Source organism: Rhabdobacter roseus, assembly GCF_014202275.1.
GTDB lineage: Bacteria > Bacteroidota > Bacteroidia > Cytophagales > Spirosomataceae > Rhabdobacter > Rhabdobacter roseus.
In genome coordinates, this window is the sequence record NZ_JACHGF010000001.1 from 162,529 (window position 1) to 185,640 (window position 23,112).

A 23,112-nucleotide genomic window follows, 5' to 3' on the forward strand; every position below is an offset into this window, starting at 1 on the left:
AGGGTAAAAAAATCGGGAGTTGTTGGGGTAGTTGGCGCTACTTGGTCATGCGCATGGGAATACCCTGGCCGTGCAGGTACTGCTTGAGGTCGGGGATGTCGATTTCGCGAAAATGAAAAATACTGGCCGCCAGGCCCGCGTCGGCTTTACCGGCCGTGAATACTTCCTGGAAGTGCTCCATGGTACCCGCCCCGCCCGAAGCAATGATGGGGATGTTGGCGTTGCCAGAAATGGTGGCGGTGAGCTCCAGGGCAAAGCCCGCTTTGGTGCCGTCGGTATCCATGGACGTGAGCAGGATTTCGCCCGCGCCGCGTTCTTCTACCTCCTTGGCCCAGGGTAGGGTACGTAGCTCGGTGGGTTTGCGCCCGCCGTGGGTGTGCACGATGTGCTCCCAGGGCATGTCGGGGCCGGCAGGTACGTAGCGGGTGTCGATGGCCACCACGATGCACTGGCTCCCAAACTCCAGCGCCAGCTCATTGATGAGATCCGGATTGCGCACAGCGGCGGAGTTAATGGATACCTTGTCGGCCCCGGCGTGCAGCATGGCCGACACGTCCGCTACGGACGAAATACCGCCGCCCACCGTAAAGGGTATATTAATAGTATGCGCTACCCGCCGCACCAGCTCGGCGAAGGTTTTGCGGTCTTCGACCGTCGCCGTGATGTCCAGAAACACGAGCTCATCGGCGCCCTGCTCAGCGTAGAGCGCGCCCAGTTCTACGGCGTCGCCGGCGTCGCGGAGGTTTACAAAATTTACTCCTTTAACCGTTCGTCCGTCTTTAACGTCCAGGCAGGGGATGATGCGTTTGGTGAGCATAGTCAGGAACGGTCTATTTAAGAACTAAAGGCTTTGAGTTGGGACAGCGTAATGCGGTTTTCGTAAATCGCTTTTCCGATAATAACCCCAAATAGCTTCATCTGGGCTAGTTTTTCTACGTCGGCCAGGGTACTTACGCCCCCGCTGGCAATGATGTGCAGGTCGGGGCATTTGTCCTGTAAGTTTTTATAGAGGTCAAACGAAGGCCCCTGCAGCAGTCCGTCTTTGGCTACGTCGGTACTGATGGCGTAGCGAACGCCTTTCTCCAGGTACCTTTCCACGAAGTCATACACCCAGAGCTCGGTACCTTCTTCCCAGCCGCTTACGGCTACTTTCTCATTGCGGGCGTCGGCCCCCAGGATGATGCGGTCGCCGCCGTACTGGCTCAGCCAGGCCTCAAAGAGCTCGGGCTGCTTCACGGCCACGCTACCGCCCGTAACCTGCTTGGCCCCGCTTTCAAACACCACGCGCAGGTCGTCGTCAGACTGTACCCCGCCGCCGAAGTCGATGTGCAGACGGGTGCGGGAGGCCAGCGTTTCAAGTACCTTCCAGTTTACTACTCGCTTGGCTTTGGCACCGTCGAGGTCCACCAGGTGCAGGCGGGTGAGGCCGGCGTCTTCAAATTGCTTGGCTACCTCGAGCGGGTTTTCGTTGTAGATTTTCTTCTGGGCGTAGTCGCCCTGCGTCAGGCGCACGCACTTGCCCTCGATGAGGTCAATGGCCGGTATGATATGAAAGGTACTTTTCATGAATGCGGGAAAAGGTACTTTGGTAAATTTAGAGCGTCAAAAAATTGGACAAAATCCGCTGCCCTACTTCTCCGCTGATTTCGCAGTGAAACTGGGCGGCGTAAAAGTTGTCCTTGTGCAGCATGGCGCTGAAAGGGTGTACGTACTCGCAGCTGGCTACGGTGAAGGGGCAAACCGGGGCGGCGTAGCTGTGCACGAAGTACACGTAGGCATCCTCCGGTAGCCCCGCCGTGAGCGGACTGCCGTAGGCGTGGATGCTGTTCCAGCCCATGTGGGGTACTTTGAAGCCCGGCGTAGCCGGAAAACGCAGCACGTCAACGTCGAAGATACCCATGCAGGTGGTGTTGTTTTCCTCGGAGTAGCGACACATGAGCTGCATGCCTACGCAGGTACCCAGTACGGGCTGCGTGAGGGACGGGATGAGCCGGTCGAGGCCTTTGCGGCGGAGGTAGTTCATGGCCGTGCTGGCCTCACCCACACCGGGGAAAATCACCTTATCCGCCGAGCGAATCTCGGCTTCGTCGTCGGTGTAGAGGTAGCTGGCACCCAGGCGGTCGAGGGCGTACATCACCGACTGCACATTGCCCGCGTTGTATTTGATAATAACTGTTTTCATGTATTTCCTACGTAAGAAATTGACCCAAAGGGTACTTTCTATTTCTATTTTCAAATAAATATTTCCCAAGTACCCTGTGCCGTGCGACGGACCGCCATCCGCCAAAAAGGAAGCCCGACTCGTCAAGAATCGGGCTTCCGGGTACTATGTATTGAACCTTATTACACCTTTTATTCGCAAAAATACATCGCCCATCATGCCCTAAGCACAATGACTATGGTGAATGGGAAGATATATTCCGGCGTTTAGCATGGCACAAAGGTACGTAAAGATTTTGAGGCTGTAAAAAGCTTTTTTTAAAAAAGAGTACCTTGTACGGCCTGCGGCCGGAGCACGGGCGGCTCTACCGCTAGCCCAAGCTGTTCATTGAGGGTATCAACCCAGTACTTGGTAAGCTCCGGCGAGAGAATGTTCTCGTGCAAATGAATGAAAATATACGCTTCCTGTAGGCCCTGAGCCAGCCATTGCCCCAGGCGGTCTATCCAGGCGTGGGTGCGGGCGTAGTCGGTGGGGTGCAGCTCGTTGCCCACAAAGCGCAGCGTGAAGGTAGGGCTGGTGAGGGCCATGTGCAGGACGTCGCGCCGCCCGGCCACGTCGGTCATGACGGTGCCCGCTCCCTGCGCACGAAGTACCTCCAGGGTGCGTTGCCACTGGTACTCGTCCGAGAACCAGGCTGGATGCCGAAACTCCACCGCTATAGGGAAGCCATCGGGCAGGCTTTTCAGAAAGTGTTCCAGCGCCGGAAGCTTGGTCGGATCAAAGGCGGGCGAAAGCTGTAGAAAGGTGGTGCCGAGGTTGTGCTCCAGACTCAGCATGGCCTCCACAAACTGGTTGGTGAGCTGGGTGGCTCCTACGAGCTCTGCCTCGTGGCTGATGGCCTGCGGCCACTTGGGACAAAACCGGAACTCCCGCGTGACGGCCTCCTGCCACTTCCGCAGCGTCGTGTCGGTGGGGATCTGGTAGTGGGTGACGTTGAGCTCAATGGTATTGAACTGGCGGGCGTAGTGGTACAAAAACTCCTTTTCCTTGGCGTTGGAAGGGTACAGCTTCCCGAGCCACTCCCGGTTGGACCAGATCGGCGGGCCCACGTAGATCCGCGGACTGGCGGCGGGGGTACCTGTAAGTACCTTTTGCGTGAAGGGATGGGTAGGTGGAAGCGTGAAGTTTACCTGCGAAATATCGTCAAGTTTACCAAAGTCCATCGTCGGTTTCCGTTTTAGGGTAGTTGTCTAATCTGGTTATCGCCTACAAGAATCAATCGGGGTACCTACGCTCCCTGATACCGTACTCCGGCTGGGTACCTTTGATGTGGGGAGCGGCGGCTCCTTTCTGACTCCTTTAAGTAGTGTCATGAAATCAACGCGTAATCTACTAATTTGTCCTATTTTTGTCGAATCATTTTACAAAAATAAAATGAAAACAGCCCTTCTTTTCATGTCATTACTAACTGCCTCTGCCGCGCTGGCGCAGCCTGCTCAGCTGGCACAACACCAGTTGGCCCAGCGCCTGCACGACGCCCACACCGCCTACCAGGAGCCGTCGCTGGCTTTCCGGCGCTTCAAACACGCCGACGTGCTGGCGCTGGTCAATCAGCGGCGCACGAACCCGATGTACGAGGTCACGCAGGTAGGGGAGTCGTTTGAGGGGCGAAGTATCCACATGATCAAAGTAGGTACCGGGCCGCACAAGGTACTTTTCTGGTCGCAGATGCACGGCGACGAGCCTACGGCCACCATGGCTACCTTCGACATCCTGAATTTCCTGGAAGCGAAAAACGACGGCTTCGACGCGCTACGGAAGCAGGTACTTGACAGCACGACGCTGTACTTTGTGCCCATGCTCAATCCCGACGGGGCCGAGCGCTACCAACGCCGCAACGCCCAGGGCATTGACCTCAACCGCGACGCCAAGTACCTTCAGGCACCCGAATCCCGCATTTTGAAGGAACTTCAGCAAACGCTCAAACCCGAAGTAGGTTTTAACCTCCACGACCAAAGCCCGCGCTACTCGGCCGGGCGCAGCCCCAAGGTAGCTACGTTGTCATTTCTGGCTACGGCCTATGACCACGAGCGGTCGATCAACCCCGTTCGGGAAAAATCCATGCAGCTCATTGTGCGCATGAACCGCGTGCTGCAGCGTTTTATCCCCGACCAGGTAGGGCGCTACAACGACAACCACGAGCCCCGGGCCTTTGGCGATAATATCCAGAAGTGGGGTACCACGCTGATCCTGATCGAGTCGGGAGGGTACCTGGGCGACCCCGAGAAGCAGTACATCCGGAAGCTAAACTTCGTGGCCATGCTGTCGGCCCTGGAGGCGATTGCCGACGGCTCGCTGCGGCAGGAAAACCGCGAGGACTACTACCAGATCCCCGAAAACGCCAACTACGTGTACGACCTGCTGGTGCGCAACGCCACCATCAGGAAAGGCGCTCACCTCTACCAGACCGACCTGGGCATCAACCGCAGCGAGGTCAACTACGCCAACGCCACCAAGTTCTTTTATTACAGCCGCATCGACGAGCTCGGAGATTTGTCGACGCACTACGGCAGCGAGGAAGTCGATGCCCGGGACTATGTGCTGGAGCGGGGCAAGGTATATCCAACGGTTTTTAAAAACCTAACCGAGCTGGGTAAAGTGAACACCCGGCAGCTGCTACAGCAGGGCTACACCTACGTGCGCCTGGCCGGCGACACCAATAGCCGGGCGCTGGGGCTGTACTTTACGGTGCACCCGCTGCACGTGCTGCGCAAAGGGCAGGTACTTTCGGGTACCCCGCAGCTGGGCGAAACCGCTACTTTCGTGCTCAAAAAAGAAGGGAAGGTCGTGTACGCCGTGGTAAATGGCTTTGTGTATAACCTGCAAGAGGAACATACGCGCGTAGGCAACGGAATTGTGGAATGAACCTACTAAAACAGGGGTAAAACCCCCAGATACCCGAAGACTATTTGCCATTAGGTACTTTGGGCTACCCTTCCTGTTTTGTTAGGTAGGTTAAACTTAAAATATTGAAAAACAGGAACTTGCTTTATTTAAAATAACTGACCCGTAATATTGGCATAACATTGAGGTAATACGAGCAATCTACTTTTGTGGCGGAAACATAAACTGTATTCTGACACCTGAAAAAGTATGAAAGCTAAAGCATTACTCCTCATTCTCTTTTGTTGTACGGGTAGCCTGGCCTGGGCTCAGACCGGTACCATCCGGGGTACCGTCAAAGACGCGAAAAACAACGAACCGCTCATCGGCGCTACCGTTCGGGTAGCCGGAACTACCGTCGGCGTTTCTACCGACATCGAAGGTTTTTTTACCCTTCCCAAGCTTGCCGCAGGTACCTACACCATTGAAGTTTCCTTTATTTCGTACAAGACCAAGGCCATTCCCGGCGTAGAGGTACAGGCCGAAAAAATTACCGAAATCAACACCGGTATTGAAGAGGAGTCGACGACGCTCGAGGAAGTACGGGTAGTTGCCACGCGCGAAACCAACACCGAAATCTCGATGATTTCCGAGATTAAAGCCGCGCAGCAGATCGTGAGCGGGATCTCGGCCCAGCAGATTGGCCGCACGCTGGACCGCGACGCGGCGCAGGTGGTACGGCGGGTACCGGGCATCACCATCGTGGGCGACCGCTTCATCAACATTCGTGGGCTCAACCAGCGCTACAATAACGTAATGCTGCACAATGCCTTTACGCCTAGCATGGAAACGGACGTGAAGGCGTTTTCGTTTGACATCATCCCCAGCTCCCAGATCGACCGCCTGCTGGTCTTCAAGAGCCCGGCGGCCGAACTACCCGGTGAGTTTGCGGGGGGGATCGTGAAGATTTTTACCAAGAATATCCCCAACGAAAACTCCATCGAGCTGGACTACAACACCACCTTCCGGCAGGGAACTACCTTTGGGACCATCAGCCAACCCGAGCAGGGAGCCAACTACTGGACCGGCTTCAACAATGGGTACCAGAACTTGCCCAAGTTTTTTCCGGCCAGTCTCAAAAACGTGAACGGTGCGCAGCTGGAGCAGGCCGGGCGCATGCTCCGCAACAACTGGGAAGCTACCCCCCAGACGGCCCTGCCCGACCAGCGCCTCTCGCTCACCGGTAACTTCCGGATCAACGCCGGGAAGGTGAAGATTGGGAATATTACGTCGCTGACCTACAGCGATGCCCGCCTGGTGGCGAACGTGCAGCGTAAGGAGTTCAATACCAACGTGGGAGGCGTAGAGCAGGTAGTATATGACTACAACGACCAGCGTAACGCCCGCAGCATCCGGGTAGGGCTGATCCATAACTGGGCCGTGAAATTTAACGACAATCATTCTATAGAGTGGAAAAACCTCTATAACCAGAATAGCATCGGTACCTACGTGGACCGGACGGGCCAAAACTTCGAAGGAAATTTTGCACCTAATATCCATAGCTTCGACCAGATCTACCGCGGTATCTACACTGGCCAGGTTACGGGCAAGCACCAGTTTGGAAAGAACACAACGATTGACTGGGTGGGAGGCTACAACAACTCCTACCGCGAGCAGCCCGACTACCGCCGCTACCGCGCCGACATCGTAGACCCGGCTACGGGCCGCCAGGAGCTGTACGTACCCGTGGGCTCGGCGGTGGCTTTCTTCCTGGGGCGTTTCTCCTCCCGCATGGACGAGCACGCCTACACGGGTGGTCTGAACCTCTCGCAGAAGATTGCGTTCCGCCAGGATGATTTCCTGGAAGTAAAAGCCGGGGCTTTCTACGAAGACAAACAGCGGGAATTCCGGGCGCGGAACCTGGGCTTTGTCCGGACGCTGTCTACCAATCCGGACCTGCTTACGGGCTCCATTACCGATTTGTTTCAACCCCAGAACATCAACAACCAGTCGGGGATTCGGGTGGATGAACAAACCAACCCCAACGACTCCTACGACGCCTCCAACCGCCTGGCGGCGGGGTACCTGTCGGTGAATGTGCCGCTGACCAAGAAGCTGAACATCATTGCCGGTGCCCGCTACGAAAATAACGTACAGGCGCTCCAAAGCTCGCTGCTAAACGGGCAGCCCGTTAACGTGGAGTACCCCGTGGGTAAGCTGCTGCCTTCGGCCAACCTGACGTACAACTTTACCGAGAAAAGCCTGGTGCGCCTGGCCTACGGTACCACCGTCAACCGTCCGGAGTTCCGGGAGCTGGCGCCTTTTGCTTTCTTTGATTTTGACTACAACATTGTGTATGCCGGTAATCCGAGCCTGAAAACGGCAACGGTCAATAACCTGGACCTGCGCTACGAATTTTATCCTACCCCGGCGGAGGTCATAAGCATAGCGGGTTTCTACAAAAAATTCACCAACCCGATCGAAGCATTGTTTGATCCGGGCGCGGGCTCGCAGGGGATCAAGAACATCAACTTCGGCAACGCCCAGGGAGCGGTTTCGTCGGGTGTAGAAATTGAGATCCGGAAATCACTGAATGGCTTGACGGCCTCGCCGATACTAGAAAGAATGAGCGTACTCTTCAACACGGCGTTGATATACAGCAAAGTAGAGCTTGGTGGTAACCTGGGCGTGGGGCAGTCGGACAACCGGCCGCTGCAAGGGCAGTCTCCGTACATTGTGAACACGGGCCTCAACTACCACGATCATAACCGCAACTTCCAGCTCAACCTGCTCTACAACGTCATCGGGAAGCGCATCTTCGCCGTGGGCTTCGAAGGCTACCCGGATATTTACGAAATGCCTCGTAACATCCTGGATCTTACGTTTTCCAAAGGCATAGGTACCCGCTGGACCCTCAAGGGAGGCGTGACGGATCTCCTGAATCAGTCTTTTATTTTCTTACAGGATGGCAATCAGGACGGAAAATTTGATCGCCGCAACGATCAGATCATACAGGACTTCCGTCCCGGAAGTACCGTGCAGCTGGGTATTTCGTACCGTATTCTCTAACAACCTCCATAGTCCTACTACTAATCAGATCAATTAAACCAAACCAAAACACCCATGAAACGACAAAGTACGTTGAGAAGTCTTTTCACGTTCTTGCTAGCGTCCTCGTTACTGTTTACATTCAATGCCTGTAAAGAAGACGAAGAAATAGGTCCGGCACCTACGGTTTCAGCCGGAAGCGGTACCCAGGGCATTCCTGGCGCTACGGTGCAGATTTCGGCCTCCATCAATGCGCCCGAAGGTATTCAGAGCCTGACAGTTCTGAAGAATGGTCAGCAGTGGGATACCAAAACCTACCCCGCTGGCACCACCAGCGACAACTATGCTAAAGACTACGTGGTAGAGCAACTACCTGTAAACAGCGTGGTGACCTTTACGTTTCAGGCTACCGACAGCCGCAACCAAACCTCCACCCTGGCTACCCAAACCCTGACGGTATCGGCTTTGCCAGCCAAGCAGGTCGTAGACGTACAAGGGGTACTGGAAGGGAACATCACCTGGACCAAAGATAAAATCTACAAGCTGATTGGCTTTGTGCGGGTAGGAGAAGACCCCACCGTAGACGGGCAGCCTACCAAAACGGGTACCCTCACCATCCAGCCGGGTACTTTGATCATCGGCGATCGGGCCTCTAAAGCCACGCTGGTGGTGCAGCGCGGCAGCAAAATCATCGCCGAAGGTACCGCCGCCGAGCCGATCGTGTTTACGTCCGAGCGCCCCGTGGGTGAGCGTGAACCCGGCGACTGGGGTGGCCTGGTGATTTGTGGCAAGGCTACGAATAACCAACCCAACGGCGTGTTCCAGCTGGAAGGTGGCTACGGCGCTTTCAGCGGTGGTAATGACGACAACGACAACTCTGGCTCGCTGAAGTACGTGCGCGTTGAGTACGCCGGGGTACCTATCAACCCCAACCAGGAGGTAAATTCCTTTACGTTTGGTTCGGTAGGAAAAGCTACCAAGATGGAGTACCTGCAGGCTTCCTTTGGTCTGGACGATTCCTTCGAGTGGTTTGGCGGTACATCAGATGCCAAGTACCTGATTTCCTGGAAAGGCTACGATGATGATTTCGACGTCGACTTCGGCTACCGTGGTAACGTACAGTATGCCATTGCCGTGCGCGGAAATACCCTGGCCGACCAGTCGGGTTCCAACGGCTTCGAGGTGGATAACAACGGCCAAGGTACCTTGGTAGAGCCATTCACGTCGGGTACTTTCTCCAATGTTTCCATCATTGGCCCTAAGGTAGATGCCTCAACGGCCATCAGCGCTCAATTCCAGAACGGAATGCACCTGCGCCGCAGCAACAAGCTCAAGATCTACAATACCGTAGTGGTAGGTTTCCCCAATGGTATTTTCATTGATGGTAGCTCTACGCAGCAGTTTGCCGCCAGCGGCGACCTAGTGCTCAACCGCGTGGTGATCGCCGGGGTAGAAGGTTGGGGTTCCAACAACTTTGGTCTGGGTAGCACGCCGGGTGGCTATGCCGTTCGGGATGTCAACACGGCCGCTACGCCCGCACCCATCACGATTGGTACCCAAACGCCTTCTGCCTGGTTCCTGGCGCAGCCCGGCAACAAAATCCACAATTCGTACGCCAACCTGGGCCTCAATCCCGCGATCTTTACCAATAATCCCAACTTCCTGATCAGCACCAGTGCGTCTCAGACCCTGGCCACGGGTGGACAGGCTCCGGCCGGTTCTTTCTTCACGGCTACGGACTTCATCGGGGCGTTCAAAGATCAGGATTGGACCGCTGGTTGGGCCGAATTTAACCCTCAGGCCGAGGTATACCGGTAGTTTAAAAGTACTTTCCGGGGTACTTGGCCAAGTACCCCGGAAAACTTAAGAAGGCATATGAAGTACAAAAAGTTAGGTAGTTGGGTAGTGGGATACCTGCTTCTGGTAGGTTGTCAGCAAAAACAAAGTACCCTTTCGATGCTTTCCGCCGCCGAACGGGACACGCTGCTGGTGAATATGATCACCTACATGGACGCGCCCGCGCCGGGTGCTACCAGCCAGACCCGGTTTGAGCCGCGGTTTCGGCCCTACTACCAAAAACGATTGTCCCTGTATACCCTGGAAGAGCACCAGGTGGTAGACGATTCGCTCCACTATTTTTTTGTGGTTCGTCCCGTGGCGGGGAGTCGGCTCTACCAGCGTGGCGTCGGCGGGCGTTTTAGCCTGAAGGAAGGTACCCTGCAGCCAGCCCATTTCGAAGAAATGTGGTGTACGCCGCATTTCAAGGACTCGACCCTGGTGCGGGAGCGAGGCGGGTACTTATTCAAGGAAATGGTCCAAAAAGGAACCGTAGCGCATTTGCTCGGCATGAAGCACTACCTTGAGTGGCCCGATTCAACGCTCGTCTACGACCAGCAGGCCCACGAGTGGGTAGCTACCAAAAAAGCAAAGTAAAGCTATTTTATATTGGTGTCAGATTGTCTAAAGGCCGGTAGCGTTTGCTGCCGGTCTTTTTTAGTTTCCGGGGGTACTTATCCGGTAAAATACAACGTTTAAGAACAGAATATTGCCAACCTTTACCAACGAAATCCCGGCTTTTGCGTAACTTTACCGATTCGATTTACGTTGTTAGGGCGAAAGCGGAAGCGCTACTTTCCAGTGGCGATTTTCGCTTCCATAAGTTCAAAATATTTTTAACCCAGGGTAGTGGTTTTTGAAAAACAAAGCAGCAAGGATGATCCTTTTCTTTAATCACTAATCCTCTTCTACCCACATATTCTATCTGAATGGAAATATTGATCATGGCCGGGCAGCTTATCTTAGGGCTGTCCATCATAGTAGGATTACACGAACTAGGACACCTGTTCGCCGCAAAAATGTTCGGAATGCGGGTCGAAAAGTATTTCATTGGCTTCCCCCCCAAGATTTGGAGTATACAACGTGGCGAAACCGAATATGGCATTGGAGCCATACCGCTGGGCGGTTTCGTGAAAATATCGGGCATGATCGACGAATCGCTCGATACCGAGCAGATCAACGCTGAACCCCAGCCCTGGGAGTTCCGGGCCAAGCCCGCCTGGCAGCGTTTGGTCGTGATGCTGGGCGGTATTATTGTCAACGTCATTACGGGTATCATCGTTTTCATAGCCATAGCCTACAACAATGGCGATAAATTTCTGGCGCGCGAGGAGGTCAATAAGCACGGAATAGTAGCCGGTGAGCTAGCCCAGGAAATCGGCATCCGGACGGGCGACAAAATCCTGAAGGTAAACGGGAAAGATTTTAAAGATTTCAGCGAAGCCGTTGGGCCGGACGTTTTCTTGCAAAGCAACAGCTACTACACGCTGGGCCGTAACGGCCAGACCGTGGACGTGAATGTACCCAACAACTTCATTGAAAAGCTTTCTGAGCCCGATCAGCGCAATAATTTCATTCTTCCGGCTATGCCTTTTAAGGTAGGTGAGCTCGTAGTAGGGCTTCCGGCCGATAAAGCGGGCCTTAAAACGGGCGACCGCATCGCGTCCATCAACGGCAAGCCCATTACCTATTTTCACGAGTTGCAGCAGAGCCTGGACTCGCTCAAAGGCAAGCCTGTAGCGCTGGGCGTTGAGCGGGGCAATGAGCAACGGACCATCAACCTGACCGTATCAGAAGAAGGTACCATTGGTTTCTACCCGCAAAGCCTGCTGAACTACACCCTGGTGGATTACACGCTGCCCGAAGCCGTACAAGTAGGAGCTACCGATGCTTTTGGGGTAGTATTTAATAATATCAAAGGCTTCGGTAAGATCTTCCGGGGAGAAGTTTCGGCTTCCAAAGCCATCAGTGGACCGATCGGCATTGCCCGTATGTTTGGGGGAATTTGGGATTGGGGGCGCTTCCTGTTTCTGGTAGGCTTGCTTTCGATGATTCTGGCCTTTACCAACGCCCTGCCCATTCCGGCGCTGGATGGAGGCCATTCGGTCATTCTGCTGTACGAAATCGTGTCGGGTCGGAAACCCTCGGATCGGTTCCTGGAAAACGCCCAGAAGGTAGGAATGGTACTTTTGCTAGGCATCATGGCCTTTGCTATTTTCAATGATGTATGGAAGGCTATGTTCTGAGCCTTGTGCAAAGCACCCTACTATACTTTATCGTCCGGCGGCTACTCCAGCAAGTACCTACGGCTACTATTTCCACCAATACCGTCTGATGAGCAGATTGGCAGTAAGCCTAACCAGCGTTTTTTTTGTAGCACTGCTTGGAGCGGGGCGAGCGCACGACTACCACGTCAGCGTGACCCAGATGCAGTACAACCCCGCTCAGAAGTTATGGGAGATCAGCATCCGGGTCTTTACCGATGACCTGGAAAAAGCCCTTTCGTTGGCTAATAATAACCGTCGGTTTGAGGTACTTACCAACGATCAAAACGATACCTACGTAGAGACGTACCTGCGTCGGCACTTTCAGGTACAGGGGCCCGACCAGCAAGTGAAGGCCTTCAGGTACCTAGGCAAAGAACAGGAGGCCGACGCCACCTGGATATACGTGGAAGTACCTTTTCCGGGCAATCCGTCGGGCTGGTCGCTACAAAACAATATCTTCTCGGAAGTGTTTGATGATCAGGTGAATATGGTAAACCTGAAAATGGCAGCCCAGAAGAAAACGCTGATGTTCCGGAAAGGGCAGTTTCATCAGCCTTTATAGGTACTTTTAAAAGCAGGTACTTTGTCGCTTTCGGCAGGAAGTCTGACATTTTACAGAATGGCACATCTATTTTACACCAACATATCCCATTACGAGTAGTATTTTTTTGTAAATTGGGAAAAGAATACCTGTCAGCATGGCAGAATGCCTATGAACTTTGAACTCTCTGATTTATACAGTCGCTTATTGATGTCTGACTCCGATTTCGATAGCCTTGAAATAGTACCCATCGGTGGGCCTGAGGGGGTCGATGAACCCTTTGACGTTCCTGATGAACTCGCTATATTACCCATCCGGCACACGGTACTTTTTCCGGGTATGGTCATACCCGTTACAGTGGTGCGCCAAAAAGCCATCCGGCTCGTAAAGAAGATTTACCGCAACTCGGATATTAATCAGCGTATCCTGGGGGCAGTGACGCAGTCCAAACCGCAAAAGGAAGACCCCGTTGCCGACGACCTGCACAGCGTAGGTACCGTAGCGCACATCCTGAAAATGATTACCCTGCCCGACGGCAACGTCACGATTATCGTACAGGGAAGGCAGCGTTTCGAGATCAAAGAGATCATCCGGGAAGACCCCTACATCACCGCGCGGGTAGAGGCCATCGATGATTCGTTTGCCTACGCAAACCGCAAAGAATCCAAAGCGCTGCTACAATCGCTCCGCGACGGCGCGCACCGCATCATGCGGCTAAATCCGGAAATACCGCAAGAGGCCCGCATTGCGCTAGATAATATCGAAAGCCCGGTGTTTCTGATCCATTTTCTGTCTTCGAACATCAACGTTGAAGTAGCCGACAAGCAGCGGCTCCTGGAAGAGAAAAACGGCCAAAAGCAAGCAAACTTGCTGCTACAGTACATGATGCGGGAGATCGAAATGCTGGAGCTGAAGCGCGAGATTCAGTCCAAGGCGAGCTCGGATATTGATCAGCAGCAGCGCGACTACTTCCTGCGCCAGCAAATCAAGGTACTTCACGACGAACTAGGCATTGATAGCCCCGAGCGGGAAATGGACGAAATGCGCATCAAAGGCGGCCTGAAAAAATGGCCCGACGCGGTGCGCCTGCACTTTGAGAAAGAACTAGCCAAGCTCCAGCGGATTAACCCGATGGCTCCCGAGTACCCCGTTACGCTCAACTACCTCGAAATGATGGTAGACTTGCCCTGGAGCGAATTCACCAAGGACAACTTTGATCTGGTACGTGCGCAGAAAGTTTTGGACGCGGATCATTTTGGCCTTGAAAAAGTAAAGGAGCGCATCATTGAGTACCTGGCCGTACTGAAGCTAAAAAATAACCTGAAAGCACCCATTCTGTGCCTTTATGGCCCTCCGGGTGTGGGTAAAACCTCCCTGGGCAAATCCATCGCCAAGGCCCTGAACCGCGAGTACATCCGGATGGCCCTGGGCGGGGTGCATGACGAAGCCGAGATCCGGGGGCACCGGAAGACGTACATCGGTGCCATGCCGGGCAAGGTAATTCAGAATATTAAAAAAGCGGGCTCGTCCAACCCGGTGTTCATCCTGGACGAAATTGATAAAGTGAGTTCGGACTTTCGGGGAGACCCCGCCTCGGCGCTGCTCGAAGTACTGGACCCCGAGCAGAACTCCTCCTTCACGGACAACTACCTGGAAGTAGAGTACGACCTGTCGAGGGTACTTTTTGTGGCCACGGCCAACTCGCTGGAAACCATTCACCCCGCCCTGCGCGACCGGATGGAGATCATCGAGATGACGGGCTACACCATTGAAGAGAAATTGCAAATTGCCAAAAAGTACCTGGTACCTAAGCAGCGCAAAGACCACGGCCTGAAAGCCACGGACGTGAAGATCGAGGACAAAGCACTGCTTCGGATCATCGAAGGCTATACGCGCGAGTCGGGCGTACGTAACCTGGAGCAGAAGGTAGGTACGCTGATTCGCAAACTGGCGAAATCCATCGCGATGGAGCAGGAATACACCAAGACCATCAAAGAAGAGCACATCGAAAAGCTCCTGGGGCCGGAGGTATTTGATAAAGACCTGTACCAGGACAACGACTTTGCGGGGGTAGTGACTGGCCTGGCCTGGACCTCGGTAGGTGGCGAGATCCTCTTCATCGAAACGAGCCTGAGCCGTGGCAAAGGCAATCTGACGCTATCGGGGCAGCTCGGGGAAGTGATGAAAGAGTCGGCGATTACGGCCTTATCCTACCTGAAAGCCCACGCCGAGCGCCTGGGTATTGACTACCGCATTTTTAACCACTACGACCTGCACGTACACGTACCCGCCGGTGCGGTGCCCAAAGATGGTCCTTCGGCCGGGGTGACGATGCTTACTTCCATGGCGTCCATTTTTACGCAGCGGCGCGTAAAATCCTTCGTAGCCATGACGGGTGAAATCACCCTGCGCGGCAAGGTACTTCCCGTGGGCGGGATCAAGGAGAAAATTTTGGCGGCGCGCCGGGCCGGAGTAAAAGAAATTATACTTTGCGTAAAAAACCGCAAGGACGTAGAAGAAGTACACGCCAACTACATCAAGGATCTTACCTTTCACTACGTCGATCGGGTGGATGAGGTACTGGCCATTGCCCTGCTGCCCGAAAAAGTAGCGCAGCCGCTGCGCTTTGTGCTACCCGAAGAAAAAGAGGAAAAGAAGGAAACCTTCATTACCATAGAACCGTAGCGCGGTACTCAGGGAGGTATTTAATTTTTGAGGAGACGCACCCGCGGGTACGTCTCCTCCTTTTTTAGGGGTTACTACCAACAATTGCCGTCTTTAATCAAAACAAGCCCCCAGCTAACGACCCTATGAATACACCGCGCTTAACCCCCCAGCTACTGGCCCAGCGCCCCGAGCTTTGTCCGGATCACGAACGATTACTGGCCCTTCCCGAGAAGGTAATCCAGTTTGGAACGGGGGTACTTTTACGAGGTTTACCCGATTACTTTATCAATAAAGCCAATCAGCAACAACTCTTCAATGGACGCGTCGTCGTGGTGAAATCGACGGACCGGGGCGGGGTAGATGCTTTTGCGGAGCAGGACAATGTGTTCACACAGTGCATCCGGGGTATCGACAAGGGTAGTTCGGTGGATCAGACGGTCATCAACACCGCCGTGAGCCGTACCCTGTCTGCCCGCACCGAATGGTCGGAGATCCTGCGTTGTGCGCACAATCCTCATATGCAGGTGGTGATTTCCAATACCACCGAAGTAGGTATTCAGCTCACCGACGACGACCTGTCGGCCTTTCCGCCCGCGTCTTTTCCCGGCAAGCTCACGGCTTTTTTGTACGAGCGTTTTCGGTCGTTCTACGGGTCGGCTGAGAGCGGCCTCGTGATTGTACCCACGGAGCTTGTTCCCAATAACGGTACCAAGCTGCGCGAGATCGTGCTTGAGCAGGCGCGGCGACACGAGCTCGGCGATTCCTTTATCCAGTGGCTGCAAGTCCACAACCATTTTTGCAGCTCCCTCGTAGACCGCATTGTACCCGGGCAGCCCAATGAACAAACGCTAGCGGAGCTGACGGCCGCCCTCGGGTACCAGGACGACCTGCTCATCGTCTCGGAAGTGTACCGCCTCTGGGCCATCGAAGGCAACGAGCACGTGCGCTCGGTACTTAGCTTCGCCGCCGCCGACGAAGGGGTTATCATTGAGCCCAACATTGATCTGTACCGCGAGCTTAAGCTACGGCTCCTGAACGGTACCCACACCCTGGCCGTGGGGCTCTGCTATCTGGCGGGCTTCGATACCGTGCGCGAAAGTATGGAGAATCCGGCCACGGAGCGCTTCATCGCGGAGCTGATGCTGGAAGAGCTGGCTCCCGCCATTCCTTACCCAGTTGATAGCCAGCGGGCGCAGGCTTTTGGCAACGAGGTACTTGACCGCTTTCGGAATCCCTACATCCGCCATCAGCTCATCGACATTACGGTCCAGTACACGGCTAAGATGCAAATGCGTAACGTACCTACCTTGCTGCAACACTACCAGAGGCAGTCTACCGTGCCGCTACGTTTTGCGCAGGGTTTTGCGGCCTACCTTCTTTTCATGAAAGCCACGCATCAGGAAGGGGACAAGTACTTCGGCACGCGCAAGGAGGTACCTTATCCGATCCGATGCGATGCCGCCCCTTTCTTCTATAGCCTTTGGCAACAGTATGCTAGTGACACAGCCGGGCTGGTACAAACCGTACTGCGCAACGTGGAGCTCTGGGGAACAGATCTTACCCAACTACCTGGCTTTTCAGAAGCCATTGTAAGTACCATCACCCTGATTCAAGAAAGGGGAGTCAACGAAATTATTAATCCCGTAAATACCTACCTGTAAGTACCTTATGGGTGCTTACATCTTACTAAAGGTACCTTTGTTTCTTCAACTGGCATAGTTCTTTAGGCCTTCGGATAGCTTACTTGTCGATCACTCAAAAATCGGCAGTAAGCTATTGTTTTATTTAGATTCATGAGCCTTGAGAAAATCCGTTAAAATCATTTTGGGGATCGTCGTCCTACTCGTCATCATACGGCTGATCCTTCCTTATGTCGTGCTGCGCTACGTCAACAAGGTACTTGCCGACATGGGCGAGTACACCGGCCACGTAGAGGACATCGACCTGGCCTTGTACCGCGGGGCGTACCAAATTAAGGAAATGAACATCCGTAAGGTGAAAGGTAAAATCAAAGAGCCTTTTATTCTGATTCCCCGCATGGATTTGTCGGTGCAGTGGAAATCCCTCTTCAAAGGAAAACTGGTCGCAGAAGTAGAAGCGTACAGCCCGGAAATAAACTTTGCGTTCAGCAGCGACGAAAACGCCAGCCAAACGGGGGCCGACAACGACTGGACGCAGGTAATCAAAGACCTGTTACCCATCCAGATCAACCGGTTTGCCATCTACGACGGAAAGATTGACCTGACCAGCGTGGTAAGTCAGCCCAAAACCGATCTTTCTATGACGAATTTCAATTTACAAATTGAAAATATTCGCAACGTAGAGGAAGAAGGAAAAAAGCTGCCGTCGCCAGTTAGGGCCAGGGGTACTTTGCCCGGCTACGGCGGCAATCTGGTATTTGACGCCGACATGATGCTCTTGAAGCAAATTCCGGATTTCCGCTACAAAATGAGTTTGAATGACCTGCAACTCGTGCAGCTCAATGATGTGGCCCGGCAATACGGGAACGTGGATTTTGAGCAAGGTACCTTGACGCTGTTAAGTGAAATGACGCTCTTTGACGGGAAGATAAATGGCTACCTCAAGCCACTTACCAAAGACATGAAGATCTTTAAATGGAAAGAGGAAGACAACCGAAGTGTGGGGAAATTCTTTACGGAGCTCTTGGCCGAGGCCGGAAACCTGCTTTTACAAAACCATCCCAAAGACCAGGTCGCGACGCGTATTCCCTTACAGGGGACTATAGATAACATCGAAACGAGTTTCTGGCCTATTCTCATCAACGTACTTCGCAATGCCTACGTCGAAGCCTTCCGCGTGGAGTTTGACAACACGACCAGTATTGGCAATACCATCAAGGCTGTGCGAGAAGAACGCAAAGAAAAACGGCAGGAACGGCGTGAGCAACGGAAAGAGGAGCGTCAACAAAAAAGGGAAGAGCGAAAGAAAGAAAAAGAGAAGAACTAATACCCTATACCACAAAAAAATCCGCCCCGAGAAGGCGGATTTTTTTGTGAAACGGAGCTTGAAAGTACCTACTCCTGAGCACGAAGTTCCTTGATTAAAGCCACGCTGGCGGCCACTTTCTGTTCAATCCAGCTGTAGTCGCGGGCGGCAAGTACCTCTTTGGGAAATAAGTGCGAGCCCATGCCTACGCAATAAGCACCCGCTCCCAGCCACTCTTGCAGGCTTTCGCGGGTGGGCTGTACGCCCCCCGTAACCATGATCTTGACTTTGGGCATCGGACCGCGAATGGCCCTCACAAATGCTGATCCTACTACCTCGCCGGGGAAGAGCTTCACTACTTCTGCGCCAGCCTGCTGCGCCTGGTAAATCTCCGTAAGCGTCGAAATGCCCGGTAGCCAAGGTACTTGGGCGCGGGCACAAACGGCCCCAACGACGGGATTCATGATGGGGGCAATCACAAAATCAGCGCCCGCATCGATGAAGCGCTGGGCGGTTTCGCCGTCGTAAATGGTACCTATCCCTATAGCCGTGCCGGGTAGGTGTTCGGCCGCGTAGCGTACCAGCTCCACGAAGGTATCGTAGGCATTTTCGCCGCGGTTGGTAAATTCAAAAGCCCGTACACCGCCCCGGTAGCAGGCTTTAAGTACCTCAATGGCCACTTGGGTATCGGTATGGTAAAAAAGCGGGACGAGGCCTACCTCGTGCATGAGTGCCAGAGCTTTATCTTTATCAATGGTTGCCATTTCTTTTCAAAGATTTTTAAACTAAAAGAATTATCGCTTGATGCGCCCCGAGGTTTCGCCCTGCCGAATGGCCTCTACTTCGGCTTCGGTCGAGATGAGGGCGTCGCCTTCGATGGTATGTTTGAGGGCCGAAGCGGCTACGCCAAACTCAAGGGCACGTTGTTCGTCGTCAAACCTAAGCAGCCCGTGGATGAGCCCGGCAATGAACGCATCACCGCCGCCCACGCGGTCAATGATGGGGTTTATTTCCAGATTTTCCGTTTCAAGTACCTGTTGGCCGTTCCAGAGAGAAGCGCGCAATAAATTGTGCGAAGCGCTCAGGGAAGTTCGGTGCGTATCTACCACGCGGCTTACCTGGGGAAATACCTTCTTTAGATTGACGCACGATTCTTCAAAACTGTTCCCTTCCACGCCAAATATATCGCGCAGAATCACCGGACTGGCTACCACCAGATCGGTACCCGCCGTGAGCTCACCAAGTACCTCGGAAGGTTGCTTGCCGTACTTCCACAAGTTAGAGCGGTAGAAAATATCGCCCGAGACGGTAATACCCAGCTCGCGGGCCGTACGAATGGCATCCAGACAGGCATCAGCAGCGGCCTGCGAAAGGGCCGGGGTAATACCCGCCCAATGAAACCACGTGGCGTCTTTCAGGATGGTGTGCCAGTCCAGTGCCTTAGGGTCCAGCTCCGCAAAGGAGGAATGGAAGCGGTCGTAGACGATCTGGCTAGGGCGCAGGGCTGCGCCGGTTTCCAGGTAGTACACGCCGATACGCTCCCCGCCGTACTGGATATGCGAAATATCTACCCCGTGATAGCGGAGGTAATGCGCCGCAGCCCGGCCAATGGGCGAATCGGGAAAGCGCGTGACGTGAGCGGTATGATGCCCCCAGTACGCCAGCGCGGAAGACACGTTGGCTTCTCCACCGGCGTAGGTGACGTTGAATTGTTTAGCTTGTTCAAAGCGAGCGAAGCCGGGCGGACACAGCCTCATCAGTACCTCCCCGAATGTAACAATTTGAGCCATAAATACGGATTACAAAAAATATAAGATGCTACTGACCAGTGGCCCGTAAAAGTACTAAGAATACCCGATGCCCCTGCCACAAAAGGCAGAAACTACGTTTGGGAGGGGTCCCTGAGGCAGGCCGTTAGCGCTTGACGGGTTCCAGGCGGGGCAGAATCAGCTGAATGATACCCAAGGCCAACAGGTACGCGACCGAAGCAATGGTGAACAAAGGTACGTAGCCAAACCGGGCGATGATCAAGCCGGAGGCCGCCGCAAAGAGCGTGCCGCCGATGGCACCCGCCATACCGCCAATACCCGTAGCCGATGCGACCATGCTTTTGGGAAACAAGTCTGAGCCAAAGGTATACAGATTAGCCGACCAGCCCTGGTGTGCCGACGCCGCCAGGGAAATGATGGCTACGGCCACGTAGACGCTATTGGTAAGCGAGGCAAAGAAGATGGGTACTACGCAGACGGCGCAGATGAGCATCGTCACTTTACGGGCCTTATTCAGCGACCAGCCCATTTGCATGAACTTTGACGATACCCAACCAAAGAACACGCTCCCTACGTCAGAAACGAGGTAGATAATCAGAAAAGGTACCCCGATGGTCTTGAGGTCGAGCTTTTGATCGAGGGCGTCGTTGGAGTTGAAAAAATCAGGCAGCCAGGTAAGGTAAAACCACCAAATGGGATCGGCCATAAATTTGCCGACCATGAGCGCCCAGGTCTGGCGGTAGGAGAGCATCTTGATCCAGGGAATGCGGTCGGGCATGATCTCGGCCGGGTCGCTGTGAATGTAGGCCAGCTCTTCGGGGCTCAGCTTTTTGTTTTCCTCGGGGCGGCTGTAAAGAAACCACCAAAATACGAGTAAAATAAAACCCAGCGCACCGGTGATGAGGAAGGACGCCCGCCAGCCAAAGGCCAGCGTGAGGGCCGGGATGGTAAGGGCCGTCAGAATAACGCCCACGTTGGTACCGGCGTTAAATATCCCGTTGGCCAGGGAGCGCTCCTTTTTGGGGAACCATTCGGAGACGGTCTTGATGGCCGCCGGAAAGTTAGATGCTTCCCCCAGCCCCAGCAAGCCGCGGGCAAAACGCAACTGCCCGATGGAACCGATAAAGGCCGTAAGTACCCCCGCCACGCTCCACACGAAGATCCCGAGCGAATAGCCCTTTTTGGTCCCTATTTTATCAATCAGCCAGCCAATGAGGAGAAAGCCCAGCGCGTACATGAGCTTAAAGGCCGAATCCACGTAGCCCATTTGCTCTTTGAAGGTGGCGTTGGCGGCGGCCGTCAGGGGCTGGTCGACGGGCAAGCCGAGCATTTCTTTTTTAAAATTCTCATCAATCATCGTAAACGAGAGGACGTTCCGATCGATGTAGTTGATAACGGTAGCAAAAAATAAAAGCGCCACAATGCGCCAACGATAGCTTCCGATAGGTTTGGCAGTCATGAGGAAGGGTTGGGGGAAATCAAGATTGAGTACTGGTAAAAGTGGTAGAGGGCGGGCTTACCTACTCTTTGAAGGCCAGGCAAGCCCTGATCTACCATTAAAAGCCAAAATAATTCTTAGCGTTGAAATAGGATACATCTTCCACCAGCTTTCCAAGCCAGGGGAGATCGTTGGGAAGCTCGCCGTTTTCAACGTCCGTGCCGATGAGGTTGCACAGGATGCGCCGGAAGTACTCGTGGCGGGGATACGACATAAAGCTACGGGAATCGGTGAGCATACCCACAAACCGGCTCAGCAAACCCATGTTGGAAAGCGCGTTGATTTGGCGCTCCATGCCGTCCTTCTGGTCCAGGAACCACCAGCCGGAGCCAAACTGAATTTTGCCGGGAAAACTACCGTCGTTGAAGTTGCCGGCCATGGTAGCCATGATTTCGTTGTCGCCCGGATTGAGGTTGTAGAGGATGGTCTTCGCCAGCTGATCCGTGGAGTCGAGCTTGTCCATAAAAGCAGCCAGCGCCCGAGCCTGACTAAAATCTCCGATGGAATCCCAGCCGGTATCGGGGCCCAGCTCGCGCAGCATGCGGGAATTATTGTTACGAAGCGCCCCCAGGTGGAACTGCTGCGTCCAGTCTTTGGCGTGGTCCATCTTCGCCAGTTCGTACAGCAGCGTCGACAGGTAAGTACTGCGTTCTTCTTGATTCAGGCTCGCTCCGCCTAAAGCGCGGGTACCGTAGGTACTTGCCTCGGAGGCGTCAAAGCGAGTGGCGTAGACCTGCTCCAGGCCGTGGTCAGACAGCCGCCCACCCATCTCGGCAAAGAAGTCGTGCCGCTTCTGGAGGGCTTCCAGCAGGTTGTCGTAGGTACCTTGGTAGTCCACACCCGCCACCGCACAGAGCTTTTGTACGTAAGCGCTTAGCTCGGCGGGTTGGTCGATCAGCAGCATGGATTTATCGGCCCGGAAGGTAGGAAGTACCTTGATCTCGAAGCCGCTGTCCTGAATCCGCTGGTGGTGTTCCAGGGAGTCGGAGGGGTCGTCGGTGGTACATACTACTTTTACGTTCATCTTACGCAGCAGGTTGCGCACGCTGTATTCGGGCGTTTGGAGCTTCGCGGAGCATTCTTCGTAAATCTCGCGCGCCGTATCTTTATTCAGCACCACGTCAATATCAAAGTACCTCAGGAGCTCCAGGTGGGTCCAGTGGTAGAGTGGGTTCCGCATCGTATAAGGTACCGTCTCGGCCCATTTCTCAAACTTCTCCCAGTCGGAGGCATCGCCGGTACAGTACTTTTCGGCCACGCCGTTGGTGCGCATGGCCCGCCATTTGTAGTGGTCGCCGTAGAGCCAGATCTGCGTCAGATTCTCAAACTGCTTGTCGTCGGCAATCTGATCGGGCGGCAGGTGGCAGTGAAAATCAATAATAGGTACTTGCTTGGCGTAGTCGTGGTAGAGCCGCCGGGCCGTTTCGGTGCGAAGCAGAAAATCGTCGTTAACAAACGTTTTCTGGGCTTTATGCTGAATAACAAACATAGGAATA

General features: G+C 54.1%; 17 protein-coding genes. 9 read left to right on the forward strand and 8 right to left on the reverse strand.

Going from position 1 to position 23,112, the window contains the following annotated elements; translation table 11 throughout:
* Positions 1-37 precede the first annotated feature (37 nt).
* The 4 genes from hisF to HNQ92_RS00705 form a co-directional block, all read right to left on the reverse strand.
* On the reverse strand, positions 38-817 hold the full coding sequence (hisF, locus tag HNQ92_RS00690; RefSeq protein ID WP_184169444.1) for an imidazole glycerol phosphate synthase subunit HisF: 780 nt from the start codon (positions 815-817) through the stop codon (positions 38-40).
* Positions 818-834: 17 nt separating this feature from the next.
* Positions 835-1,566: a 1-(5-phosphoribosyl)-5-[(5-phosphoribosylamino)methylideneamino]imidazole-4-carboxamide isomerase gene (gene hisA, locus HNQ92_RS00695; RefSeq protein WP_184169446.1), complete on the reverse strand. Its 732-nt coding sequence runs from the start codon at positions 1,564-1,566 to the stop codon at positions 835-837.
* A 28-nt stretch (positions 1,567-1,594) separates the two neighbouring features.
* Positions 1,595-2,182 (reverse strand): imidazole glycerol phosphate synthase subunit HisH, encoded by a 588-nt coding sequence (gene hisH / locus HNQ92_RS00700; RefSeq protein WP_184169448.1) that lies wholly within the window; start codon positions 2,180-2,182, stop codon positions 1,595-1,597.
* Positions 2,183-2,478: 296 nt separating this feature from the next.
* Positions 2,479-3,384, reverse strand: coding sequence for a DUF72 domain-containing protein (locus HNQ92_RS00705; RefSeq protein WP_184169450.1), 906 nt, complete (start codon positions 3,382-3,384; stop codon positions 2,479-2,481).
* A gap of 232 nt (positions 3,385-3,616) precedes the next feature.
* On the opposite strand from HNQ92_RS00705, the gene HNQ92_RS00710 reads away from it, so the two are divergent.
* From HNQ92_RS00710 to HNQ92_RS00750, 9 genes are all read left to right on the forward strand, one after another.
* Entirely contained in the window at positions 3,617-5,086 is a 1,470-nt protein-coding gene (locus HNQ92_RS00710) for a M14 family zinc carboxypeptidase (protein ID WP_246439361.1), read from the forward strand.
* 228 nt (positions 5,087-5,314) lie between these two features.
* On the forward strand, positions 5,315-8,113 hold the full coding sequence (locus tag HNQ92_RS00715; RefSeq protein ID WP_184169454.1) for a TonB-dependent receptor: 2,799 nt from the start codon (positions 5,315-5,317) through the stop codon (positions 8,111-8,113).
* Between the two features lie 54 nt (positions 8,114-8,167).
* Positions 8,168-9,910 carry an Ig-like domain repeat protein gene (locus tag HNQ92_RS00720; RefSeq protein ID WP_184169456.1) on the forward strand — a complete coding sequence of 581 codons (1,743 nt, stop codon included), beginning with the start codon at positions 8,168-8,170 and terminating at the stop codon, positions 9,908-9,910.
* A gap of 57 nt (positions 9,911-9,967) precedes the next feature.
* Positions 9,968-10,525: a hypothetical protein gene (locus tag HNQ92_RS00725; RefSeq protein ID WP_184169458.1), complete on the forward strand. Its 558-nt coding sequence runs from the start codon at positions 9,968-9,970 to the stop codon at positions 10,523-10,525.
* Between the two features lie 332 nt (positions 10,526-10,857).
* Positions 10,858-12,174, forward strand: a complete 1,317-nt coding sequence (gene rseP / locus HNQ92_RS00730) for an RIP metalloprotease RseP (RefSeq protein WP_184169460.1) — start codon at positions 10,858-10,860, stop codon at positions 12,172-12,174.
* An 88-nt stretch (positions 12,175-12,262) separates the two neighbouring features.
* Positions 12,263-12,757 (forward strand): DUF6702 family protein, encoded by a 495-nt coding sequence (locus HNQ92_RS00735; RefSeq protein ID WP_184169462.1) that lies wholly within the window; start codon positions 12,263-12,265, stop codon positions 12,755-12,757.
* A 150-nt stretch (positions 12,758-12,907) separates the two neighbouring features.
* Entirely contained in the window at positions 12,908-15,421 is a 2,514-nt protein-coding gene (gene lon / locus HNQ92_RS00740) for an endopeptidase La (RefSeq protein WP_184169464.1), read from the forward strand.
* A gap of 125 nt (positions 15,422-15,546) precedes the next feature.
* Positions 15,547-17,064, forward strand: coding sequence for a tagaturonate reductase (locus tag HNQ92_RS00745; protein WP_184169466.1), 1,518 nt, complete (start codon positions 15,547-15,549; stop codon positions 17,062-17,064).
* Between the two features lie 139 nt (positions 17,065-17,203).
* Entirely contained in the window at positions 17,204-18,370 is a 1,167-nt protein-coding gene (locus HNQ92_RS00750) for a DUF748 domain-containing protein (RefSeq protein ID WP_184169468.1), read from the forward strand.
* Positions 18,371-18,438: 68 nt separating this feature from the next.
* On the opposite strand, the gene HNQ92_RS00755 is transcribed toward HNQ92_RS00750, so the two are convergent.
* The 4 genes from HNQ92_RS00755 to uxaC form a co-directional block, all read right to left on the reverse strand.
* Positions 18,439-19,113 carry a bifunctional 4-hydroxy-2-oxoglutarate aldolase/2-dehydro-3-deoxy-phosphogluconate aldolase gene (locus tag HNQ92_RS00755; protein ID WP_184169470.1) on the reverse strand — a complete coding sequence of 225 codons (675 nt, stop codon included), beginning with the start codon at positions 19,111-19,113 and terminating at the stop codon, positions 18,439-18,441.
* Positions 19,114-19,143: 30 nt separating this feature from the next.
* Entirely contained in the window at positions 19,144-20,139 is a 996-nt protein-coding gene (locus tag HNQ92_RS00760) for a sugar kinase (RefSeq protein ID WP_184169472.1), read from the reverse strand.
* A 124-nt stretch (positions 20,140-20,263) separates the two neighbouring features.
* Positions 20,264-21,577, reverse strand: a complete 1,314-nt coding sequence (locus HNQ92_RS00765; RefSeq protein ID WP_184169474.1) for an MFS transporter — start codon at positions 21,575-21,577, stop codon at positions 20,264-20,266.
* Positions 21,578-21,674: 97 nt separating this feature from the next.
* Positions 21,675-23,105 (reverse strand): glucuronate isomerase, encoded by a 1,431-nt coding sequence (gene uxaC / locus HNQ92_RS00770; RefSeq protein WP_184169476.1) that lies wholly within the window; start codon positions 23,103-23,105, stop codon positions 21,675-21,677.
* Between the last annotated feature and the right edge of the window lie 7 nt (positions 23,106-23,112).